The sequence below is a fragment of the Luteitalea sp. TBR-22 genome (assembly GCF_016865485.1).
In the GTDB taxonomy this organism is placed as follows: Bacteria; Acidobacteriota; Vicinamibacteria; order Vicinamibacterales; family Vicinamibacteraceae; genus Luteitalea.
Map to the genome: position 1 here is coordinate 1,161,395 of NZ_AP024452.1, position 18,615 is coordinate 1,180,009.

The 18,615-nt window shown below is 71.1% G+C and carries 12 protein-coding genes; 8 read left to right on the forward strand and 4 right to left on the reverse strand.

What is annotated here, in order from left to right:
- The first annotated feature begins 110 nt into the window (after positions 1-110).
- From TBR22_RS04800 to TBR22_RS04820, 5 genes are all read left to right on the forward strand, one after another.
- Positions 111-1,502: a sulfatase-like hydrolase/transferase gene (locus TBR22_RS04800; protein ID WP_239491819.1), complete on the forward strand. Its 1,392-nt coding sequence runs from the start codon at positions 111-113 to the stop codon at positions 1,500-1,502.
- A 95-nt stretch (positions 1,503-1,597) separates the two neighbouring features.
- Positions 1,598-2,374 carry a DUF1080 domain-containing protein gene (locus TBR22_RS04805; protein ID WP_239491820.1) on the forward strand — a complete coding sequence of 259 codons (777 nt, stop codon included), beginning with the start codon at positions 1,598-1,600 and terminating at the stop codon, positions 2,372-2,374.
- A gap of 10 nt (positions 2,375-2,384) precedes the next feature.
- Positions 2,385-3,302 (forward strand): 3-hydroxyacyl-CoA dehydrogenase family protein, encoded by a 918-nt coding sequence (locus TBR22_RS04810; protein ID WP_239491821.1) that lies wholly within the window; start codon positions 2,385-2,387, stop codon positions 3,300-3,302.
- Positions 3,303-3,357: 55 nt separating this feature from the next.
- Entirely contained in the window at positions 3,358-3,615 is a 258-nt protein-coding gene (locus TBR22_RS04815) for a DUF2164 domain-containing protein (RefSeq protein ID WP_239491822.1), read from the forward strand.
- Positions 3,616-3,785: 170 nt separating this feature from the next.
- Positions 3,786-4,394, forward strand: a complete 609-nt coding sequence (locus TBR22_RS04820; RefSeq protein ID WP_239491823.1) for a hypothetical protein — start codon at positions 3,786-3,788, stop codon at positions 4,392-4,394.
- A 27-nt stretch (positions 4,395-4,421) separates the two neighbouring features.
- Here TBR22_RS04820 and TBR22_RS04825 read toward each other — a convergent pair whose 3' ends face one another.
- Positions 4,422-6,041, reverse strand: coding sequence for an adenylate/guanylate cyclase domain-containing protein (locus tag TBR22_RS04825; protein ID WP_239491824.1), 1,620 nt, complete (start codon positions 6,039-6,041; stop codon positions 4,422-4,424).
- 132 nt (positions 6,042-6,173) lie between these two features.
- On the opposite strand from TBR22_RS04825, the gene TBR22_RS04830 reads away from it, so the two are divergent.
- Both TBR22_RS04830 and TBR22_RS04835 read left to right on the forward strand, forming a co-directional pair.
- Complete coding sequence (locus tag TBR22_RS04830; RefSeq protein ID WP_239491825.1) at positions 6,174-7,019, forward strand: S9 family peptidase; 846 nt, start codon at positions 6,174-6,176, stop codon at positions 7,017-7,019.
- 90 nt (positions 7,020-7,109) lie between these two features.
- Positions 7,110-10,379, forward strand: coding sequence for a protein kinase (locus TBR22_RS04835; protein WP_239491826.1), 3,270 nt, complete (start codon positions 7,110-7,112; stop codon positions 10,377-10,379).
- Between the two features lie 234 nt (positions 10,380-10,613).
- Here the strand turns inward: TBR22_RS04835 and TBR22_RS04840 are convergent, their stop codons facing one another.
- The gene (locus tag TBR22_RS04840; protein ID WP_239491827.1) at positions 10,614-14,636 is read right to left on the reverse strand and encodes an Ig-like domain-containing protein; all 4,023 of its coding nucleotides are present in this window, start codon (positions 14,634-14,636) and stop codon (positions 10,614-10,616) included.
- A gap of 245 nt (positions 14,637-14,881) precedes the next feature.
- Here TBR22_RS04840 and TBR22_RS04845 point away from each other — a divergent pair, with 245 nt between their 5' ends.
- Positions 14,882-16,744, forward strand: a complete 1,863-nt coding sequence (locus TBR22_RS04845; protein WP_239491828.1) for a beta-L-arabinofuranosidase domain-containing protein — start codon at positions 14,882-14,884, stop codon at positions 16,742-16,744.
- A 25-nt stretch (positions 16,745-16,769) separates the two neighbouring features.
- Here TBR22_RS04845 and TBR22_RS04850 read toward each other — a convergent pair whose 3' ends face one another.
- The gene (locus TBR22_RS04850) at positions 16,770-17,534 is read right to left on the reverse strand and encodes a response regulator transcription factor (protein ID WP_239491829.1); all 765 of its coding nucleotides are present in this window, start codon (positions 17,532-17,534) and stop codon (positions 16,770-16,772) included.
- Positions 17,534-18,430, reverse strand: coding sequence for a sensor histidine kinase KdpD (locus TBR22_RS04855; RefSeq protein ID WP_239491830.1), 897 nt, complete (start codon positions 18,428-18,430; stop codon positions 17,534-17,536). Before TBR22_RS04855 ends, TBR22_RS04850 begins: the two co-directional genes overlap by 1 nt.
- Between the last annotated feature and the right edge of the window lie 185 nt (positions 18,431-18,615).

The following is an 18,615-nucleotide window of genomic DNA, read 5'->3' on the forward strand; positions in this document are numbered from 1 at the left end:
CGTGCCGCGACGCATGCCCGCATCAGCGGCTGCACATGGGCGCTATGCTTGCGCCCGTGCCTGCCATACGTTGCCCGGTCCCGGAGAGCCGGCTCCCCCGGCCATGTCACGTGCGCCGCGGCCGCCGGATCGTGGCGTTGGCCCTGGCGTGCCTGCTCGCGGTGCTGGCGTGGCCGGCCCGTGAGGCGCCGGTGGAGGCGGCCGCGCCCGGGCTGAACGTGGTGCTGCTGGTCGTCGACGACATCCGCTGGGACTCGATTGGTGCGGCAGGGAACCGGGTGGTGCGGACGCCCCGCCTCGACCGGATAGCCGCCGAGGGCGTGCGCTTCGAGCAGGCGCGCGTCACGACCGCGATCTGCATGGTGAGCCGCGCGACCCTGCTGACCGGCCAGTACATGTCGCGCCACGGCGTCACCGCGTTCGGTCGCCCCCTGTCGCCGGAGGCATTCGCCGAGACATGGCCCGGCGTGCTCCGTCGCGCCGGCTACTGGACCGGTCTGGTCGGCAAGTACGACGTCGGCCCAGCCCGCGCCTCCGACTTCGACGTGCTGCATGCCTATCACGGCCGCCACTGGATCGAGGGCCCCGACGGCACGCGGACGCACGTCACCGAGCGGAACCGCGAGGACGCGCTCGCCTTCCTGCGCGATCGGCCGCGTGACCGGCGCTTTGCGCTCACCGTCGGCTTCTTCGCCCCGCACGCCGAGGACAACGCCAAGGATCAATACCTGCCGCAGCCATGGAGCGCAGCGGCCTACGAGGGCGTGACGATCCCCGCGCCCCGCCACGGCGATCCGGCGTACCTCCGCGCGCTCCCACCGTTCCTGTCGGCCGAGGCCAACGAGGGACGGGTGCGGTACCACTGGCGCTTCGACACTCCAGCCGACTACCAGGCATACATGCGCCGCTACTACCGCCTGATCACCGAGGTCGACGCGGCCATCGGCGCCATCGTCGACCTGCTGCGCGCTCAGGGCGAGCTCGAGCGGACGATGATCGTCGTGATCGGCGACAACGGCTACTTTCACGGCGATCGCGGCCTGGCCGACAAGTGGTACCCGTACGAGGAGGCCCTTCGCGTGCCGCTGCTGGTGCGCGATCCGCGACTGCCGCGGGCGCGCCGCGGCGGTGCCCCTGGCGCGCGCGTGCTCAACCTCGACGTCGCCCCGACCCTGGTCGCGGCGGCGGGGCTCCCCGTGCCTGCCCGGATGCAGGGGCGCGACATGGCGCCCCTCTACCTGCAGGCGCGACCGCCGGCCTGGCGGGACGCGTTCTTCTACGAGCACCCGACGATTACCAGTCGCGACCGCATTCCCTCGTCGGTCGGCGTGATCGGGTCTGCGTGGAAGTACGTGGAGTACCCCGAGCACGGCCATCGGCAGCTGTTCTCGCTGCGCGACGACCCCGACGAACTGCACGACCTGGCACGCGATCCCGCGCACGCCGGCCGCGTCGCGTCGATGGCCGCGGAACTCGAAGCCTGGCGCGCTCGGGCCAGGTAGCAAGGGGCTCCGACCGTGCCGCCGCCGATCGGCGAACGGCGGGATGCCCCCGCCCTATCTGTGGTACGAGTAACCGTCCGGAGGATCGACACGACATGCAACTGCGCACGACGATGACCGCCGCGCTGGCGGCACTGCTGGTGGCCGGGTGGGCTGGCGAGGTGGGGGCGCAGACGTTGCCCAGGGCTCCCAGGGGATTCACCGTCGCCTTCAACGGCAAGGATCTGAGCGGCTGGCGCGGGCGGCCGGGCGGCGGCGGCGTGTACAGCCCCTACGTCGAGGCGAAGTTCACTCCCGAGGAGCGAGCCGCGCGGCAGGCCGAGTGGAACGCCGACCGTGACGCCCACTGGAAGGTCGATGCGGCGACAGGTGAGCTCGTGTCCGACGGCCATGGCGTGCATCTGGCCACCGAGAAGGCCTATGGCGACTTCGAGTTCCTGGTGGACTGGAAGCTGACGCAGCCGGGCGGCGACTCCGGCATCTACCTGCGCGACTTCCCGCAGGTGCAGATCTGGGACCCGAACAGCGGCAGGGACAAGAAGAACGGCGCGGAGAAGGGCTCGGGCGGGCTCTGGAACAACAACCCCGACAATCCCGGCCGCTGGCCGCTGGCGTTGGCCGACAAGCCGATCGGCGAGTGGAACACCATGGCCGTGAAGATGGTCGGCACCCGTGTGTGGGTCACCCTCAACGGCACGCCCGTCGTCGTCGGGCAGGTGCTCGACAACTTCTTCGACCGCGCGCAGCCGGTGTTGCCGACCGGATCCATCGAGTTGCAGACGCACGGCTCCGAGGTGCGCTTCCGCAACGTCTACGTGCGCGAGATCGGCAAGGCCGAGGGCGAGAAGTTGCTCGCCACGGTGGCGAAGTAGGCGCCCGACGGTGCACGCGCCGCGCGTCATTGCCGTGGTCGGCGCCGGCCTGATGGGGCACGGCATCGCGCAGGCCTTCGCGGAGGCCGGGTGGGTGGTTCGCGTCACCGATGCCGATCCGGCCGTGCGCGACACGGTCCACGCGCGCATCGCGCGCAACCTCGAGGAGGCGGGCGGGTCGCCGCCTGACGTGCTCGCGCGCGTGGACGTCGCCGCGACGCTCGCCGACACGGTCGGCGACGCCGACCTCGTGATCGAGTCGGTGTTCGAGGACGTCGGTCTGAAGCAGTCGCTCCTCGTTGAACTGGCCGGTCTGGCCCCGGCGGGCGCCATCCTCGCCAGCAACACCTCCGTCATCCCGATCTCGCGGCTCGGGGAGCGCCTCGTCGAGGAGGACCGGGGCCGGTTGCTGGGGACGCACTGGTGGAACCCGCCGCACCTGATGCCACTGGTGGAGGTCGTGCGCACGGCCGACACGCGGCAGGACGTGGTCGAAGCGGTGGTGGCGCTGCTGCGCGACGTCGGGAAGGAGCCCGTGGTCGTGCACAAGGACGTGACGGGCTTCATCGGCAACCGCCTCAACCAGGCCATGTGGCGTGAGGCGCTGGCGCTGATCGACGCCGGCGTCTGCGATGCCGCGACCATCGACACGGTGGTGAAGTCATCGTTCGGGCTGCGACTGCCGGTGCTCGGGCCGATGGAGAACGCCGACCTCATCGGCCTCGACCTCACGCGGTCGCTGCACGCGCTGCTGTTCCCCGACCTCGACAGGTCCACCGCGCCGTCGCCCGTGCTCGATGCCGCGATTGCCCGCGGCGCCACCGGCATGAAGGCCGGCGCCGGCCTGCGTCGCTGGACGGGCGCGGAGGCCGAGGCGGTGCGTCGGCGGCTCGACGCGCACCTGCGAAGGCTGAACGCCGAACGCTGAACGGCCGCTCGACTGGAAGTGGTGCGCGCTCGCTGTCCGACCGGATTTCCAAACCATGCCTCCACGTGTTCCTACCCGCATCCACCTTGCCGCCGACCGGCGCGCGTCGCTGCTCGCGGCGCTGCAACGGCACTTCGACGCGGAGTTCGACGAGCCCCTCAGCGAGTTCCGAGGCAACCAGCTCATCGACTTCTTCCTGCAGCGCCTCGGCCCTCCGGTCTACAACCAGGGCGTGCACGACGCCGCGGGGTTCATGCAGGAGCGGCTCGCCGACATCGAGGGCGAGATCCACGAGCACGACGAGGGGCGGTGAGGGCGGGCTGGGCCGGCAGCCCGGCTCGCTCGGGCCGTGTCGCGGCGAAGACCCTTACGACGCGTGTAAGCCCGTTACGTCGCCGGTAACGGTGGCACGGCCATCGCCGTCCGACTCACGCGTCGTTGCGATGGCAGGTCGACGGCGCGTCCATTGCATCGGTCCCGGGCATGATCTCCCTCCCCTGGCACGACCTGCCGTTGCGCGCCCTGCTGGTCACCGCGGCGCTCTGGCCCGGGGCTGCCGGACTGGCGCCGCTCACCGAGGCCCAGTCGTACGCCGTGACTGGCGGTCGCGCCGTTGTCATCTGTCCGCTAAGGTCGGGCGGGCGTCTCGAGGGCCGCACGCAGACGGTGCGCGGGCTCGTGGCACTGCTCCCCGGGGCGCGGGAAGTGGCCGGCACACTGGTGGCCGATGTACGCGACCTCGAGGCGGGCAGCGCCATGGCGACCTCGCAAGTGCGGGAGAACCTCCTCGAGGTCTATCGGGGCGATGGGTACGCGTCGATCACGCTGGGTGATCTCGTGCTCGACGTGCCGGTGCAGGCCGCCAACCGGCAGGGCGCCTTTCGTGGGCAGCTCACCGTGCACGGCCAGGCCCGCGCGGTGACCGGGACGTACGCGCTGCGTCACCGCGGCCGGGCGCTCGACCTGCAGCTGTCGCTCGACCTGCGCCTCGACGACTACGGCATGGCGCCGCCGTCACACCCGGCGCTCCGGGTGACCGGCACGATGCAGTACGCGCTGAAGGTCACGCTGCAGCCGACCAGCGCGCCATGACGCCCCCGGCGACCTGACGACCGGGGATCAGTCTTCCACCGCATACACCTCGATCACCGACTGGCGGCCGCGGAGCGTGACCGGCCCGAGCGGCGTCGTCCGGAACCGTCCGCCGGCCCGCTCCAGGGTCGCCAGCGACACGACGATCTGCCCTGGCGCCGCGACCGTGCTCTCGAGGCGCGAGGCGGTGTTCACCGCGTCGCCCAGCACCGTGAACTCCCGCCGCATCGGCGAGCCGATGTCGCCGGTCAGCGCCCGGCCCGTGTGGATCGCGATGCGCATCCGCAGCGGCAGCCGGTCGGGATGGCGCGCATTCAGCGCGGCCAGCTCCCGACGCATCGCCAGCGCCGCATCGACGGCCTTGGCCGCGTGATCCTCCTGCGGCAGCGGCGCGCCGAAGACCGCGAGGATCGCGTCGCCGATGAACTTGTCGAGGGTGCCCTGGTGGTCGAACAGCACGTCGGCCATCTCGTGGAAGAACTCGTTCAGCAAGGCCGCGACCGCGTCGGGCTCGAGTCCCTCGGAGAGCGTCGTGAAGCCCACGAGGTCGACGAACATGACCGTCACCTCGCGGACCTGGGTGTCGAACGCGCCCGCCTCGGTGTCGCTGCGCAGGATGCGCTCGACGACGCCGGGCGAGTGGTAGCGCTGCAGGCGCTCGCGCTGGCGCGACTCCTCGAACAGGCGCGCCGTGAGTCGGGCATGCTCGATGGCCACGGCCGCGTAGTTGGCCAGCGCGACGAACACGGCGAGGTCATCCTCGGAGAACTTCCGCGAACGCGGCGTGTCGGCGTACAGCACGCCGATCACCTCGTTGCGGTTCCACAGGGGCGCGCACATGAACGACCTGATGCTCAGCGCGCGGACGCTGTGGGCCAGGTCGAGCCGGCTGTCCACCAGGGCATCGTCGGCCAGCATCGCCACCCGATCGCGGATCACGATGTTGACGACCGTGCGGCTCAGGCGGGCGTCGTGCAGCGTCTGGCCGTCGGCGCCGCGCGCCACCCGCACCGTGAGCGGGTCGAACGAGGACTCGCGGAGCAGCAGGATGGCGCGCTCTGCCGACACCGCCTGGAAGACCAGGTCGACCACCGTCTCGAGCACCTTGGGCAGGTCGCGCTGCTGGACGAGCGTCGTGCTGATCTGCGAGAGCAGCCTGACCAGGCGCGAGGCCTGCGTCGCCTCGGCGGCCTGAGCCTCCGTGGTCACGCCAGCGACGGCCGGCGTTGGCGCGGTCGGCGGCGCGATCGGACGCACGATGGTCGTGGCCATGTCGATCTCGTGCCCGTCATCGGTCAGCCCGTCGGCGGCCGTCATGACCTCGGTGCGCTGGCCCAGCGTGAAGCGCACGCCGCCCAGCATGAACGCGTCGCCCGGGGCCACGCGTGCCTCGCCGACGACGCGGGCGCCGTTGAGCCGGGTGCCATAGGTGCTGTCGAGATCGCGGAGCGTGCACGAGCCGAGGCCGACGACCAGGTCGGCATGCCGACGCGACACCGTGGGATGGTCGACGGCCACGTCGTTGGCGGTGGCGCGCCCCAACGTCACGACCTGGCCGGCATCCGGGAGGTCGCGCAGCTGCTCGGCCTCGTCGCGCACCTGCCAGGCGAGCGTCAACACGGTGCGCACCTGATCGTCGGTCGCCACGGGGACAGGGTAACGCGTGACGCCGAACGCCGAACGCCGAACCACGAGCGACGAAGGCCAGACGTCGGACGGCGATCACTGGCGTGCGGTGCCGTCGCCAACGTGTCGAGGGAAGCCGTTACCATGTGCCCCATGCGAGTGGCCCTGGTGGCACTGTTGGCGTGGATGGCGGGCGTGGCCGCGGCGGGCGCGCAGGACGGGGCGGCCTGGCGGCGGCAGGAGAACGTGGTCTTCGGGTTGGCCTCGGGCGTCGGGCTCGTGATGGACGTGTTCACGCCCACGGGCACGCCCAACGGCCTCGGCATCATCGACGTGCTCTCGGGCGCGTGGTACTCCGAGGAGGCGCAGGTGCGCGACCACCTGCGCGCGAAGATCTTCGACATCCATTGCGCGCGCGGCTACACCGTGTTCATGGTGCGGCCCGGGTCACGCACGGCGTTCACCGCCGACGCGATGGCCGCGCACGTCGGGCGGGCGGTGGCCTACATCCGCGCGCACGCGACCGAGTACCGCGTCGACCCGGATCGCCTCGGGATGACGGGGGCCTCGGCCGGCGCGCACCTGGCCCTGCTTGCCCTTGCCACCCAGCCCGACCTAGGTATCCGCGCCGCGGCCCTCTTCTTCCCACCCACCGACTTCCTCGAGTTCGGCACCGGCGCGCCGCCCCTCGACCGGCTCGGGGGCCTGCTGTTTGCCGGAGGCGTGGCGGGGCGGACCGCCGAGGAGGTGACGCGCAAGGCCGGCGAGATCTCGCCGGCCCGACGCGTCACGCGGGCGCTGCCGCCCGTGCTGTTGATTCACGGCGACGCCGACGCCACGGTGCCGTTGCAACAGTCCGAGAAGATGGTCCGCGTGCTCAAGGACGCCGGGGGAGAGGCCCGCCTGATCGTGAAACCCGGGGGCGGCCACCCGTGGCCGACCCTGCCGGAGGAAGTCGCCGTCATGGCGGACTGGTTCGGGGAGCGTCTGCGGCAGTGAACGGTGTTCGTACCCGGTCCCGCTCGCGTTGGACCTGACATAAGATCCCGTGTGGCCGGTTGCGTCCTCGTGGCCGACCATCCACCGAACATGACTTGTCCCCGGTGCGGCAGTCCAGCCGACCAGTCTGCGGAGTTCTGCCCGGCGTGTCAGGCCCCCCTGACCACGCCCGCGCCGGACCTCGCGGCAACCGACATCGGCATCCCGATCTCGCGCCTGGGCATCGGTCGGGCCCCCGACACCCCGCTGCTGCGTACCACCGCCACGCCCGCGGTGCCTCGTCCTGCCACGTCGCTGGCCGACGCTCCGGTGACGCCGGTCGCGCCGATGCCGGCCGTGGGGCCCGGGAACGTGTCGCCGGAGGCGCAGCCGTCCACCGACGGCCTCGAGCAGACGCAGATTGGCGTGATCGCACCGCCGACGCGGCAGGCCACGCGCCTGCAGACGCGGACCGCCCCGACCCGCACGGTGCGGGCGACGGCTCCAGGCCGCCCGGCGACGGCCGCCGGCGGGCAGGCCGGCGATCTCGTGGGCAAGCAGCTCGGCGAGCGTTACCACATCATCAAGCTGCTGGGCGCCGGCGGCATGGGCGCGGTGTACCAGGCGCTCGACAACGAGCTGGGCGTGGCCGTCGCCATCAAGACGGTGCGCAAGGAGCTGGCGGCCGACCCCGAGACGGCGCAACTGCTCGAGCGCCGGTTCAAGCAGGAACTCCTGCTGGCACGCAAGGTCACGCACCGGAACATCGTGCGCGTCCACGACATCGGCGAGCTCGACGGCGTGAAGTACATCACCATGCCGTACCTGCAGGGGGAGGATCTCGCAACGGTCCTCAAGCGGGAAGGCAAGCTGCCCGTCGAGCGGGTCCTCAAGCTCGCGCGCACGGTGATCTCCGGCCTGGCCGCCGCCCACGACGCGGGCGTCGTCCATCGCGACCTCAAGCCGGCCAACATCATGGTGGCGCCCGATGGCGAGGGCCTCGTGATGGACTTCGGCGTGGCGCGCTCGACCGAGAGCGGCATCGCGGCCGACGCCGTCGTGGCCGCCAACTTCGCCACCGAGAGCGGGACCGACCCCGGCGCCACCCGGATGGCCGAGCAGACCCAGAGCGGGATGATCGTCGGCACGATCGAGTACATGGCCCCCGAGCAGTCGCGCGGCGAGGCCGTTGACCAGCGCGCCGACATCTACGCCTTCGGCCTGATCCTCTACGACCTGCTGCTCGGGCGCGTCCGCGCCGAACGGCAGAAGAGTGCGATTGCCGAGCTCCAGAAGCGGATGCGCGAGGCGCCGCCGTCGTTGCGCACCATCGACGCGACGATCCCCGCTGCCGTCGAGTCGCTCGTCATGAAGTGCGTACAGCCCGAGGCGGCCGATCGCTTCGCCACCTCGCGGCAGCTCGAGTCCGAACTCGCCAAGCTCGACGATCACGGCGTCCCGCTCCCGCTCGCCCAGCGCATCACCTGGAAGCAGGCCACCGCGGCCTCCCTCGGCGTGGCGATGCTGCTCGGCGCCACGTACTGGGCCGCCCGCGGCCCGGCGGTGCCCGAGAAGCACGAGCCCGTCTCGATCCTCATCACCGACCTGAAGAACGAGACGGGCGACAGGACCTTCGACGGCGCGCTCGAACCCATGCTCCGCCTCGCGCTCGAAGGCGCGGGTTTCATCAGCGCGCACGACCGCAACGGCATCCGTCGCAACCTCGGCGTGGTGCCTCCCGAGGTCCTCGACGAGAAGGCCGGGCGTGCCCTCGCCGTGCAGCAGGGCGTCGGCGTGGTCCTCACCGGCGCCATCGCCCGCGACGGCAGCGGCTATCGCGTCACGCTGAAGGCCGCCGAGAGCGTCACCGGCAACGAGATCGCCAACGAGACCGACGACGCGTCCAACAAGGACGGGGTGCTGGGCGTGGCGACCGACCTGGGCAACCGGCTCCGCACCGCCCTCGGCGACAACACGTCCGACTCGGCCCGCCGCTTCGGCACCGAGAAGATCTCGGCCACCTCGCTCGAGGTGGTGCGCGAGTACGCGCAGGCGATGCAGGCCCTCTCCAACAGCCAGTTCACCGAGGCGCGCGCCGCCTTCGAGCGCGCGATCAAGGTGGACCCGAACTTCGGCCTCGCGCACGCGGGCCTGGCGACCACCACGGCCAACATGGGGCAGCCGCAGGAAGCCGAGCGGCACATCCGCGAAGCGCTCCGCCACGTCGACCGCATGACCGAGCGCGAGCGCTTCCGCACCCGCGGCCTGCTGTACTACCTCACCAACGACTACGCCGCCTGCGTCAAGGAATACGGCGACCTGCTCGCGCAGTACGAGGCCGACGTCGCCGCCCGCAACAACCTCGCCCTCTGCTCGACCAAGCTGCGCCAGATGGCCCGCGCCCGCGACGAGATGAAGCGCGTCGTCGAGATCCTGCCGAAGCGCTCGTTGTATCGCCTCAACGCCTCGCTGTACTCGACCTACGCGGGCGACTTCCAGACGGGCGAGCGCGACGCCCTCGTGGCGCAGCAGCTCGGCGACCGATGGGCGTTGCAGGCGCTCGCGCTCAGCAAGCTCGGCCAGCGCGACTTCGGCGCCGCCACCGCCGCCTACGAGTCGCTCGGCAAGTCCGCCGGTCCGTCCTACACCGTGTCGGGCCTGGCCGACATCGCGCTCTTCGAGGGGCGCTTCGACGACGCGGTGCGGATGTTCGCCGAGGGCGCGACGGCCGACCTGAAGGCCGAGGAGCCCGAGCGCGCCGCCACGAAGTTCCTCGGTCTGGCCTACGCGGAGCTCTCGCGCGGGAACCGCAAGGAAGCCATTGCCGCGGCCGACAAGGCCGTCGAGCACGGGGCGAGCGTGCAGGTGCGGTTCGTGGCCGGGCGCGTGTACGCGGAGGCCGGCGCGCAGTCCAAGGCCTCGGCGCTGGCCACCGGCCTGGTGGACTCGTTGCAGGACGAGTCGGTGGCCTACGGCAAGCTGCTCGAGGGCATCGTGCTGCTGGATCGCGGCGCCGCGCGCGCCGCCGTGCGCACGCTGAAGGAAGCCAACGAGATGCTCGACACCTGGATCGGCCACTTCGACCTGGGACGCGCCTACCTGGCCGCCGAGGCCTATCCGCAGGCCGATTCCGAGTTCGACAAGTGCCTCAAGCGCAGTGGCGAGGCCCTGTCGCTGTTCCTCGACGAGGAGCCGACCTCCGGCTATTTCCCTCCCGTGTACTACTACCTCGGCCGCGCCCGCGAGGCGATGGGCACCGCGGCCTACGGCGATGCGTACCGCCGTTACCTCGCGCTCCGCAACCAGGCCGAGCAGGACCCCCTGGCCGACGACATCCGGGCGCGCCTGAAGAAGTCGCCCTCGGCCGTCGACGCTCAGTGAGGCGCCGCACCCGATCACTGCCCCTCAGCTGGGACCCGACCGCGACGTGCCGGACGCCAACCGCGTTCCGCGATCCCCGACGCCGATCCCGACCCGCGATCCCCGATCCGCGATCCGCGATCCCCGATCCCCGAGACAACACGACCCCGCCCCTCGAGTCCGAGGAGCGGGGTCGTGTCCATTCCGTAGGCCGTGGCCCGCAGGCCGCAGGCCATGAGCCTTGCGGCCCTTTGCCTACTTCACCAACGTCACCGTGAACGTCGGGCTCGGCGCGTAGCGCGGGTCGTTCGGGGTGATGGTCACCTCGTACGTCCCCGGCGCGAGGCCGCGGCCCGTGCTCAGGTCCTTGGTCTGCAGGTTGAACTGCCAGCTCTTGCTGGAGTTCGAGTACCGGAAGTTGCTGTTGCCGGTGTCGGTGTTCACCTGTGTCTTGAGCGGCAGCGGACCCGCGAACCGGATCGTGTACGTCAGGTTGGCGCTGTCGACGACGGTCGAGCCGCGCTGGTATCGCCACGACATCGGGATGGCGCTGCCGGCCTTGAACGTGGCGCCGGTCGGCGGCGGCGCGTTCTTCAGCCCGACGAAGGTGTACGCGCCGTTGGCGTTCACCGTCAGCGCGAAGGCCGCCGTCGCCCACAGGCCGTCCGGGTCGGTGGCCCGCACGGTGATCGTCGCCGTGCCCGCCTGGCCTGCCGCCGGCGTCACCGTGATGGTGCGCGACGCGCCTGCGCCGCCGAACACGATGTTGCCGTTGGGCACCAGCGCCGTGTTGCTCGACGATCCGGTGAGCGACAGCGCGCCCGCGCCCTCGGCGTCGGCCACCGTGAACGCGATCGGGCCGGCCACCGCGCCCTGCTCGATGGTCACCTGGGGCGGCAGGCCGCTGATGGTCGGCGTGTCGTTGACCGACCGCACGGTGATGGACACCGTGCCGGTCACGCTGCTGCCCGCCGCCGGGCGGTACGTGAAGCCATCGACGCCGCTGAAGTTCGGGTTCGGCGTGTACGTGAACGCGCCGTTGGCGTTGAGCACGAGCGTGCCGTTGGCCGGCCCGGACATCAGCGAGGCCGACAGCGTCACCGGGCTGTCCTCGTCCTTGTCGTTGCCGAGCACGCCGGGCGCCGCCACCACGAGGGCGGTGTCCTCGTCGGTGCCGTAGGTGTCGGCACCGGCGACGAGCGGCAGGTTGCGGCCGGTGATCGTGCGCAGGTTCGACGGGTCGCTGTCGATGCCGCCCTGGAACGCGTCGGCCTGGTAGTTGGCCACCGCGAAGTAGGTGTACCTGGCGCCGTCCACCAGTTCGCTGGCGTCGATGACGACGTAGTCCTCGTCCTGCGGCTTGTCCGGGTCGGCGGGCACGACGTTCACCTGCGTCCACCTGGCCTGCGGCGTCAGCGTGGCGCCATCGACACGGAACAACTTGAACGCTGCCACGCCGCCGATGTTGGGGGCGTTGAAGCGCGCCACCACGTCGCTCGGGCCCGCCCCTGGTGCTGCGCAGCCGGCGTCCACGCCCACGACACACACCCGGAACTCGTTGGGCGGCGTGCGCGCGAGGTCGGCGGCCATCGAGGCATCAATCTCGCCGAGCGGGTTCTCGGGGTCGTTGACGAACAGGTCGCCGCCGCCGAAGTCGCCACGGCCGATGTCGCCGCTGCCCTCCTGTGCCGCGCCGAGGTCGAGATCGAGCTTGCCGAGATCGAGCTTGCCGAGATCCAGCTTGCCCAGGCTCAGGTCGAGCTTGCCGAGATCGAGCTTGCCCGCGTCCAGATCCAGCTTGCCGGCATCCAGATCGAGCTTGCCCGCGTCGAGATCGAGCTTGCCGAGGTCGGTCAGGCCCAGATCGAGCTTGCCCATCGACAGCGACAGCGCGCCGACGGCGAGCGTCCCGTTGGCCTTGCGGTACTGACCGCCGACGTTGCGGCGCGAGCCCACCTGGTTCAACTTCAGGTTCGACCAGTCGTCGGAGGCCGCCTTGAGCGGAGCGGACCCGGTCGGCGAGTCGGAGCCGTTGACGAAGCCGTTGAAGTTGACGTCCTGCGCGAAGGTCGCCGTCTCGAGCGTGCCGTTGGCATTCCAGTCGATCGGGTCAGCGGAGGCGCGCGCGTCGATGCGAATCATGCGCTCGCCGTTCTGCAGCGGCGACCCGTCGCAGCGCGACCGCGCCGGGTGGCGCTGTCCTGCGAGGTAGCTGAAGTCGAGCGGCGCATACCAGCCGAGGCGATACGGGGTGGTGTTGTACACGCCGTCCTGCACGGCCGACTCGTCGATGGTCACAAACGGCGTGCCATCGGAGAAGTCCATGTGCGGCGTACCGTTGTCGTCCACCAGCCCGCGCAGCTGGTACAGGTAGTTCATCACGCTCAGGTAGCCCGGCTTGCAGTTGGGCTCGAACGGCTCGCCGCCGTGACGACGCTCCGCGGTGTGGCCGAACTCGTGGGCCAGGGTCGCCGCCTGCATGAACGGCGTGCCGATCGGCAGCCCCTGGGCGTCCTTGAAGCCGCCGAGAGCGACGATGAGGTCGCCGCCGGGGAAGTCGGCGATGCCGCTGTAGGTGCGCGGCACGTTGAAATCGGGATTGCGCTGGCTGCCCGCCGGGCAGGCGCCGCCGACGTCCTCGAGCAGTGCGCCGGTGGTCGGGTTCACGCAGGGGCGCGTCGACTTCGGGATGCCGATGTGGTGTGCGAAGAGCGCGTACCGGAAGATGTCGCGACGCACGTCGTCGAAGCGACGCTCACAGCTGTTGCCGGGCAGGTCGCAAGCGTTCGGAGTCTCGGCGGGCGGGTCGACGAGGACGGAGTCGCGGACGCGCCGCAGGCCGGTCTTCCAGCCGATCGTGCCGGGGTAGGCGCCGAACTGGCACGTCCAGGGGGGCGATCCGGCCGGCGGCGTGCACGCGGTGACGCCTTCGTCGAGCCACTCGCCGCCTCGCGCCAGGCCTTCACCCGCCACGGTGTCGCGCACGAGGTACTGCTCGGCCAAGGTCTCCGTGCCGACGTTGTAGTCCTGGCCCAGGTCGATGTGGACGTTGATGCCCCTGGCCTTGAACATGTCGCCGAACAGGCGCACCGCCTGCGGTGAGGGCAGGTGCGAATGGGCCGGCAGCGGCTCGGTGCCGTAGGTGCGCTCGGTGTCGGTCTTGAAGTAGTTGACCTCGAGGAAGATGTCGGGCGTGGTGGCGCTGGCGCCCATCTTCGACAGCAGTGGCAGCTCGCGCCCGTACGGGTCGACCACCGGCGTCGTCGAGGTCTCCCACAGGTTGAGCAGGCCGTCCTTGTCGTCGTCGTTGACCGGGGTCTTGTAGACGACGGCGGCCCAGGTGAGGCAGTCGAAGCTGCCGGTGCCGCCCGGTCGCCCGCCCGTCACGATGCTGCGGCGCGAGGGATCGACGGTGACGTTGAACGTCGGGTTGTCCCAGTTCGGGCCGGCGCTGCCGGTCAGCGGGTTCAGCCAGGTGGTGTCGTTGTAGAACAGCGTCTCGCCCTTGTTGGCCTGGCCGCTGCCGACGATGTGGGTGAGCTTGCCCGCCAGGTTCACGTCGTCGGCGTCGTAGAAGCCGACGACGGGCAGCGTCATCGACGGCGTGTCGTTGGCCATCGAGTACGTGCCGTCGTAGAGCACGATGGCGCTGTAGGGCAGCGACGAGTCGCGGTAGATCACCACGAGGCTGGCGCCGAGGGCCGACGCACGGCGCGTGTCGGGCAGCGAGACGCGGTGCGTGCCGTAGCCGGCGGTCTTGCCGGTCTGCGGATCGACGTCCAGGAAGCGCAGCACGTCGGCGCGGTAGGTGAACGTCAGGTTGTTCTGGCCGCTGCCGCTGCCGGTGCCGCCGCCACCCGACCAGCAGGGCGGGCTGCCGAGCCCGAGGTTCTTCCCGAACAGGACCTCGACGCTGTCGGCCGACTGCGGGAGGCTGAGGGGCTGGCCCCGGAACGTCACCCCGCGACCGCCCGAGAGCGGGTCGCTGCTGTCGGCGATCTCCTGCCAGTACAGGAAGGCCGCGACGACGTCGACGCCCCTGGGCACGCAGCCGGTGCGCTCGGTGTCGCCGTCGGCGCAGGGCGCGATGACGATGTCACCGGTCGCGACGCCGTTGACGCCGGTGCCACGCAGGCCGATGCCCTGGACCGCGTAGTCGCCGGTGATGAAGAAGTTCTTGAAGAAATTGAGGGGGGCGGGGGACTGCGCCTCGAGCTGCGAGGACGCCTGGCCCAGGGCTGCGCACAGCGCCAGGGCCGCCAACAGGGCACGCTTCATTCGTCGCTCCAGTCCCGACACGAGCCGTCAGGGACACGAAAACTTCGATGCTCAGACCTAACCAACGCTCGCGTCCGGCGCGTCGAACGTGCGCGACGAGCCGCTTGATCGTTGTCCTGCAATTGCCAAGATAGGAAGACTATAGTCCGCTTTACAGCCGCCCGAGTGGCCCGACCTCGCTTGTAAGTCACTCTGATTGACGGCAGGAGCGTTCAGACCATGGAAGCAGAGCAATAATCGCGCCCATGCATCGTCGCGCCTTTCTTGCGGGAGTGACGGCGGGCATGGCGGGTTCCGCCCTGGCCGCCCCGGCCTCGTCCTCGACGGAGGTCGAGAGCGTTGACGCCGACCGGCAGGGCAGGTCGCGGCCGGCCCCCGTCGGCGCGCCCCTGTTCCGCCCCCTGCCGGTCGGCGCCATCCGGCCGGCGGGGTGGCTGGCCCGCCAGTTGCGCATCCAGGCCGACGGCCTCACCGGGCACCTCGACGAGTTCTGGCCCGACGTCGGGCGCAGTCGCTGGTTCGGCGGCGACGCGGAAGGGTGGGAGCGGGCCATCCTCCTCGCCAACAAGGTCCTCGCGCAGTACCACGACGCCACCGGCGATCGGCGCGTGCTCGAGGCCGTGACGCGCAGCCTCCGTGCGCTCGACGGTGGCCTCGACCGCACCCCGCTCTACGACTGGGGGCGCTTCCGCTGGTTCGAGGGGCTGGTGCCGATCTTCCACGTCCACGCGCACGCGCCCGAGCCGTGGCTGCTCGCGCTCGCCCGCAAGCTGCGGGCGCAGGGCATCGACTTCCGCGCCCTGGCCCAATCAGGCGCCCTCGACGTCCCCACGCCTCGTCGGGGCCTCTGGACCTGGTCCCGACACGTCGTCAACCTCGCCATGGCGACCAAGGCGGCGGCACTCTCCTGGCGCCTCGACGGACGGCCCGAGGACCGGGCGTTCGCCACGGCGTTCATCGAGCGCCTCGATCGCCATCACGGCCAGGTGACGGGGATGTTCTCCGGCGACGAGTGCCTGTCGGGACGCAACCCGCTGCAGGGCACCGAGCTGTGTGCGGTCGTCGAGTACATGTACTCGCTGGAGCACCTGTTCGCGACGTTCGGCGAGGTCGCCTTCGCCGATCGGCTGGAGCGCCTCGCGTTCAACGCGTTGCCGGCCGCCGTCGCCCCCGACGGCTGGACGCACCAGTACGACCAGCAGGTCAACCAGGTGCAGTGCACGATCAACCACGAACACGGCTGGTCGACCAACGGCCCCGAGTCCAACCTGTTCGGCCTCGAACCCAACTTCGGCTGCTGCACGGCCAACATGCACCAGGGCTGGCCGAAGTTCGTGGCGCACCTGTGGATGCGCACCAGCGACGAGGGGCTCGTGGCGGCGGCATGGGCGCCGTGCGACGTGCGGACCGAGGTCCGCGGCGTGCCCGTGCGCATCGAGGTCGCCACCGACTACCCGTTCCGCGAGACGATCGACGTCACGGTGACCGCCTCGCGGCCCGTGCGCTTCCCGCTGGCGCTGCGCGTCCCGGGCTGGGCGCGCGGGGCGACGTGCCGCGTCGCCGGAGCCGCCGCCGTCGCGATGACGCCTGGCGCGCTGCACCGGGTCGAGCGCGCGTGGGAGGGCGCGGTGACGATGACGCTGCGGTTGCCGATGGCCGCCCGGGTCACCGAGCGCTACCAGCAGGCCGTGGCCATCGAGCGCGGGCCGCTGGTGTATGCGCTCGGCATCGGCGAGCAGTGGACGCGCGTCAACGCCGACAAGCCGCACCGCGAGCCGCCGCACGCCGACCACGAGGTGCGCCCGACGACGCCGTGGAACTACGGCCTGGTGCTCGACGAGGCGAGTCCGGCTTCCTCCCTCCGGTTCGAGGAGCGGCCCGTGGGGGCGCAGCCGTTCTCGCCCGACGGCGCGGGGATGATCGCGAGGACCACGGGCAGGCGCATCCCGGACTGGAAGCTGGTGCGGGGCTGGGCCGGTGAGTTCTCGGTGGCGGAGCGGCGGCTGTCCGACCCGGCGCGCCCCATCACCACCGAGCCCGTCGAGGAGGTGACGCTCCTGCCGTACGGCTGCACCAACCTGCGGGTGACCGAGTTCCCGAAGCTCTGAGCGACAGCATCGCCCGCGCGGTGCCTCAGCGGCGCCTGGGCGCGGCCGGCCCTTCCTCGCGCGGCGGATCGACGGGATCGGCGATGAACTTGTAGCCGATCCCGCGCACCGTCAGCACGTGGCGCGGCCGCGAGGGGTCCTCGTTGAGGAATCGCCGCAGGCGCACGATGAAGTTGTCGATCGCGCGCGTATCGGTCTCCTCGTGCAGGTCCCACACGTCCTCGAGGATCGCCTTGCGCGACACGACCGTGCCGGCATTGCGCAGCAGGTACTGCAGCAGGTCGGCCTCCATCGCCGTCAGGTGGTAGGGCAGCGACCCGACGCGCAGTTCCAACGTGGCGGGATCGAACGAGTTGCCGCCGAAGCGGAGGACCTCGGCGCGCTTCTCGGCTGGCGGCGCCGGCGTCGTCGCGCGTGCCCAACTGTTGCGGCGCAGCAGGCTGCGCACCCGCGCCAGCAGGATCGGCAGCTCGAACGGCTTGGGCAGGTAGTCGTCCACGCCGGCGTCGAAGCCCTCGAGGACGTCCTCCGGGCGGCCGCGCGCGGTCAGCATCAGGATGGGGACGTAGTCGCCCCGCTCGCGCAGCGTCCGCGCGACCTGGAAGCCGTCGATGCCCGGCAGCATCACGTCGAGCACCACGGCGTCGAAGGCGGCCCCATCCTCACGCACCTGTGCCAGGCCGCTCTCGCCGTCGGTCGCGACGGTCACCTCGTGGCCGTCCGCCTCGAGGTTGAAGCGCAGGCCCATCGCGAGGTGCGGCTCGTCCTCGATCACCAGCAGGCGCGCCATCAGGGACGTCCCATCCGCGGCAGCTCGATCGTGAACGTCGAGCCGCGGCCCTCGCCCTCGCTGGCGGCGAACACCCGCCCGCCATGGCGCCTGACGATGGATCGCACGATGTACAGGCCGAGCCCGGTGCCCTTGACCTTCGAGCCGCGCCACTGGAACCGGTGGAAGCGGCGGAAGATCCGCTTGAGCTGCGACTGGGGAATGCCCACACCCTGGTCGGAGACGCGGATGCGCACGCGGTCGGATTCGGGCACGTCGACGTCGAGCGTCACGCGCACCAGGCCGCGCGAGTACTTGACGGCGTTGTCGAGCAGGTTGGACAGCACGCTGCGGAGGTCCTCGGCGTCGCCCTCGACCCACGCGCCCTCGGCGGCCCTGGTGTCCAGCGTCATGGCGTCGGGGCCGAGGTGGTGCCGCAGGCGGGCCACGTCGAGCACCTCGGCAGCGAGCGCGGCGAGGTCGACGGGGTGCCGCTCGTGCAGCGCGAGTCGCTGGCCGGCGGCGCCGGCCTTCAGCACCAGCTCCACGGTCTGCTGCAGGCGATCGGCGTCGGCGAGCATGATCCGGTAGAAGTCGGCGCGCTGCGCCTCGCTCACCTCGCGCGCCTGCAGCGTCTGCAGGTACAGGCGAATCGAGGCGATGGGCGTCTTCAGCTCGTGCGTGACGGCGTTGAGGAAGGCGTCCTGCTGGTCGTTGCGGTGCAGTTCCCGCACGAGGAACACGGTGTACACGATGATGCCGGCGATGATCAGCGCGAAGGCCAGCACGCCGAGCACCAGCGGCAGCACCCGCCGGCCGTGGAGGTAGATCCAGCCGACGTTGAGGGTGACCGCGGCGGCAACGAGGACGACGCAGAGCGAGACGAAGACGATCGTCGCGGTGTTGCGGCGGGTCACACGGCGATTCTAGAACGGCTCAGGGCTCGAGGCTCATGGCTCAGGGCTGCGGAAGGGGAAGGTGGAAGGTGCAGGCGTCGCCCTTGGGCGACGCACCCGACGGCCCAGGGCCGAATGACGAAGGCCGCCGGTGGGCGCGCCAGAAACACGAACGGCCCCGTTGCCGGGGCCGTTCGTGGGTGGGC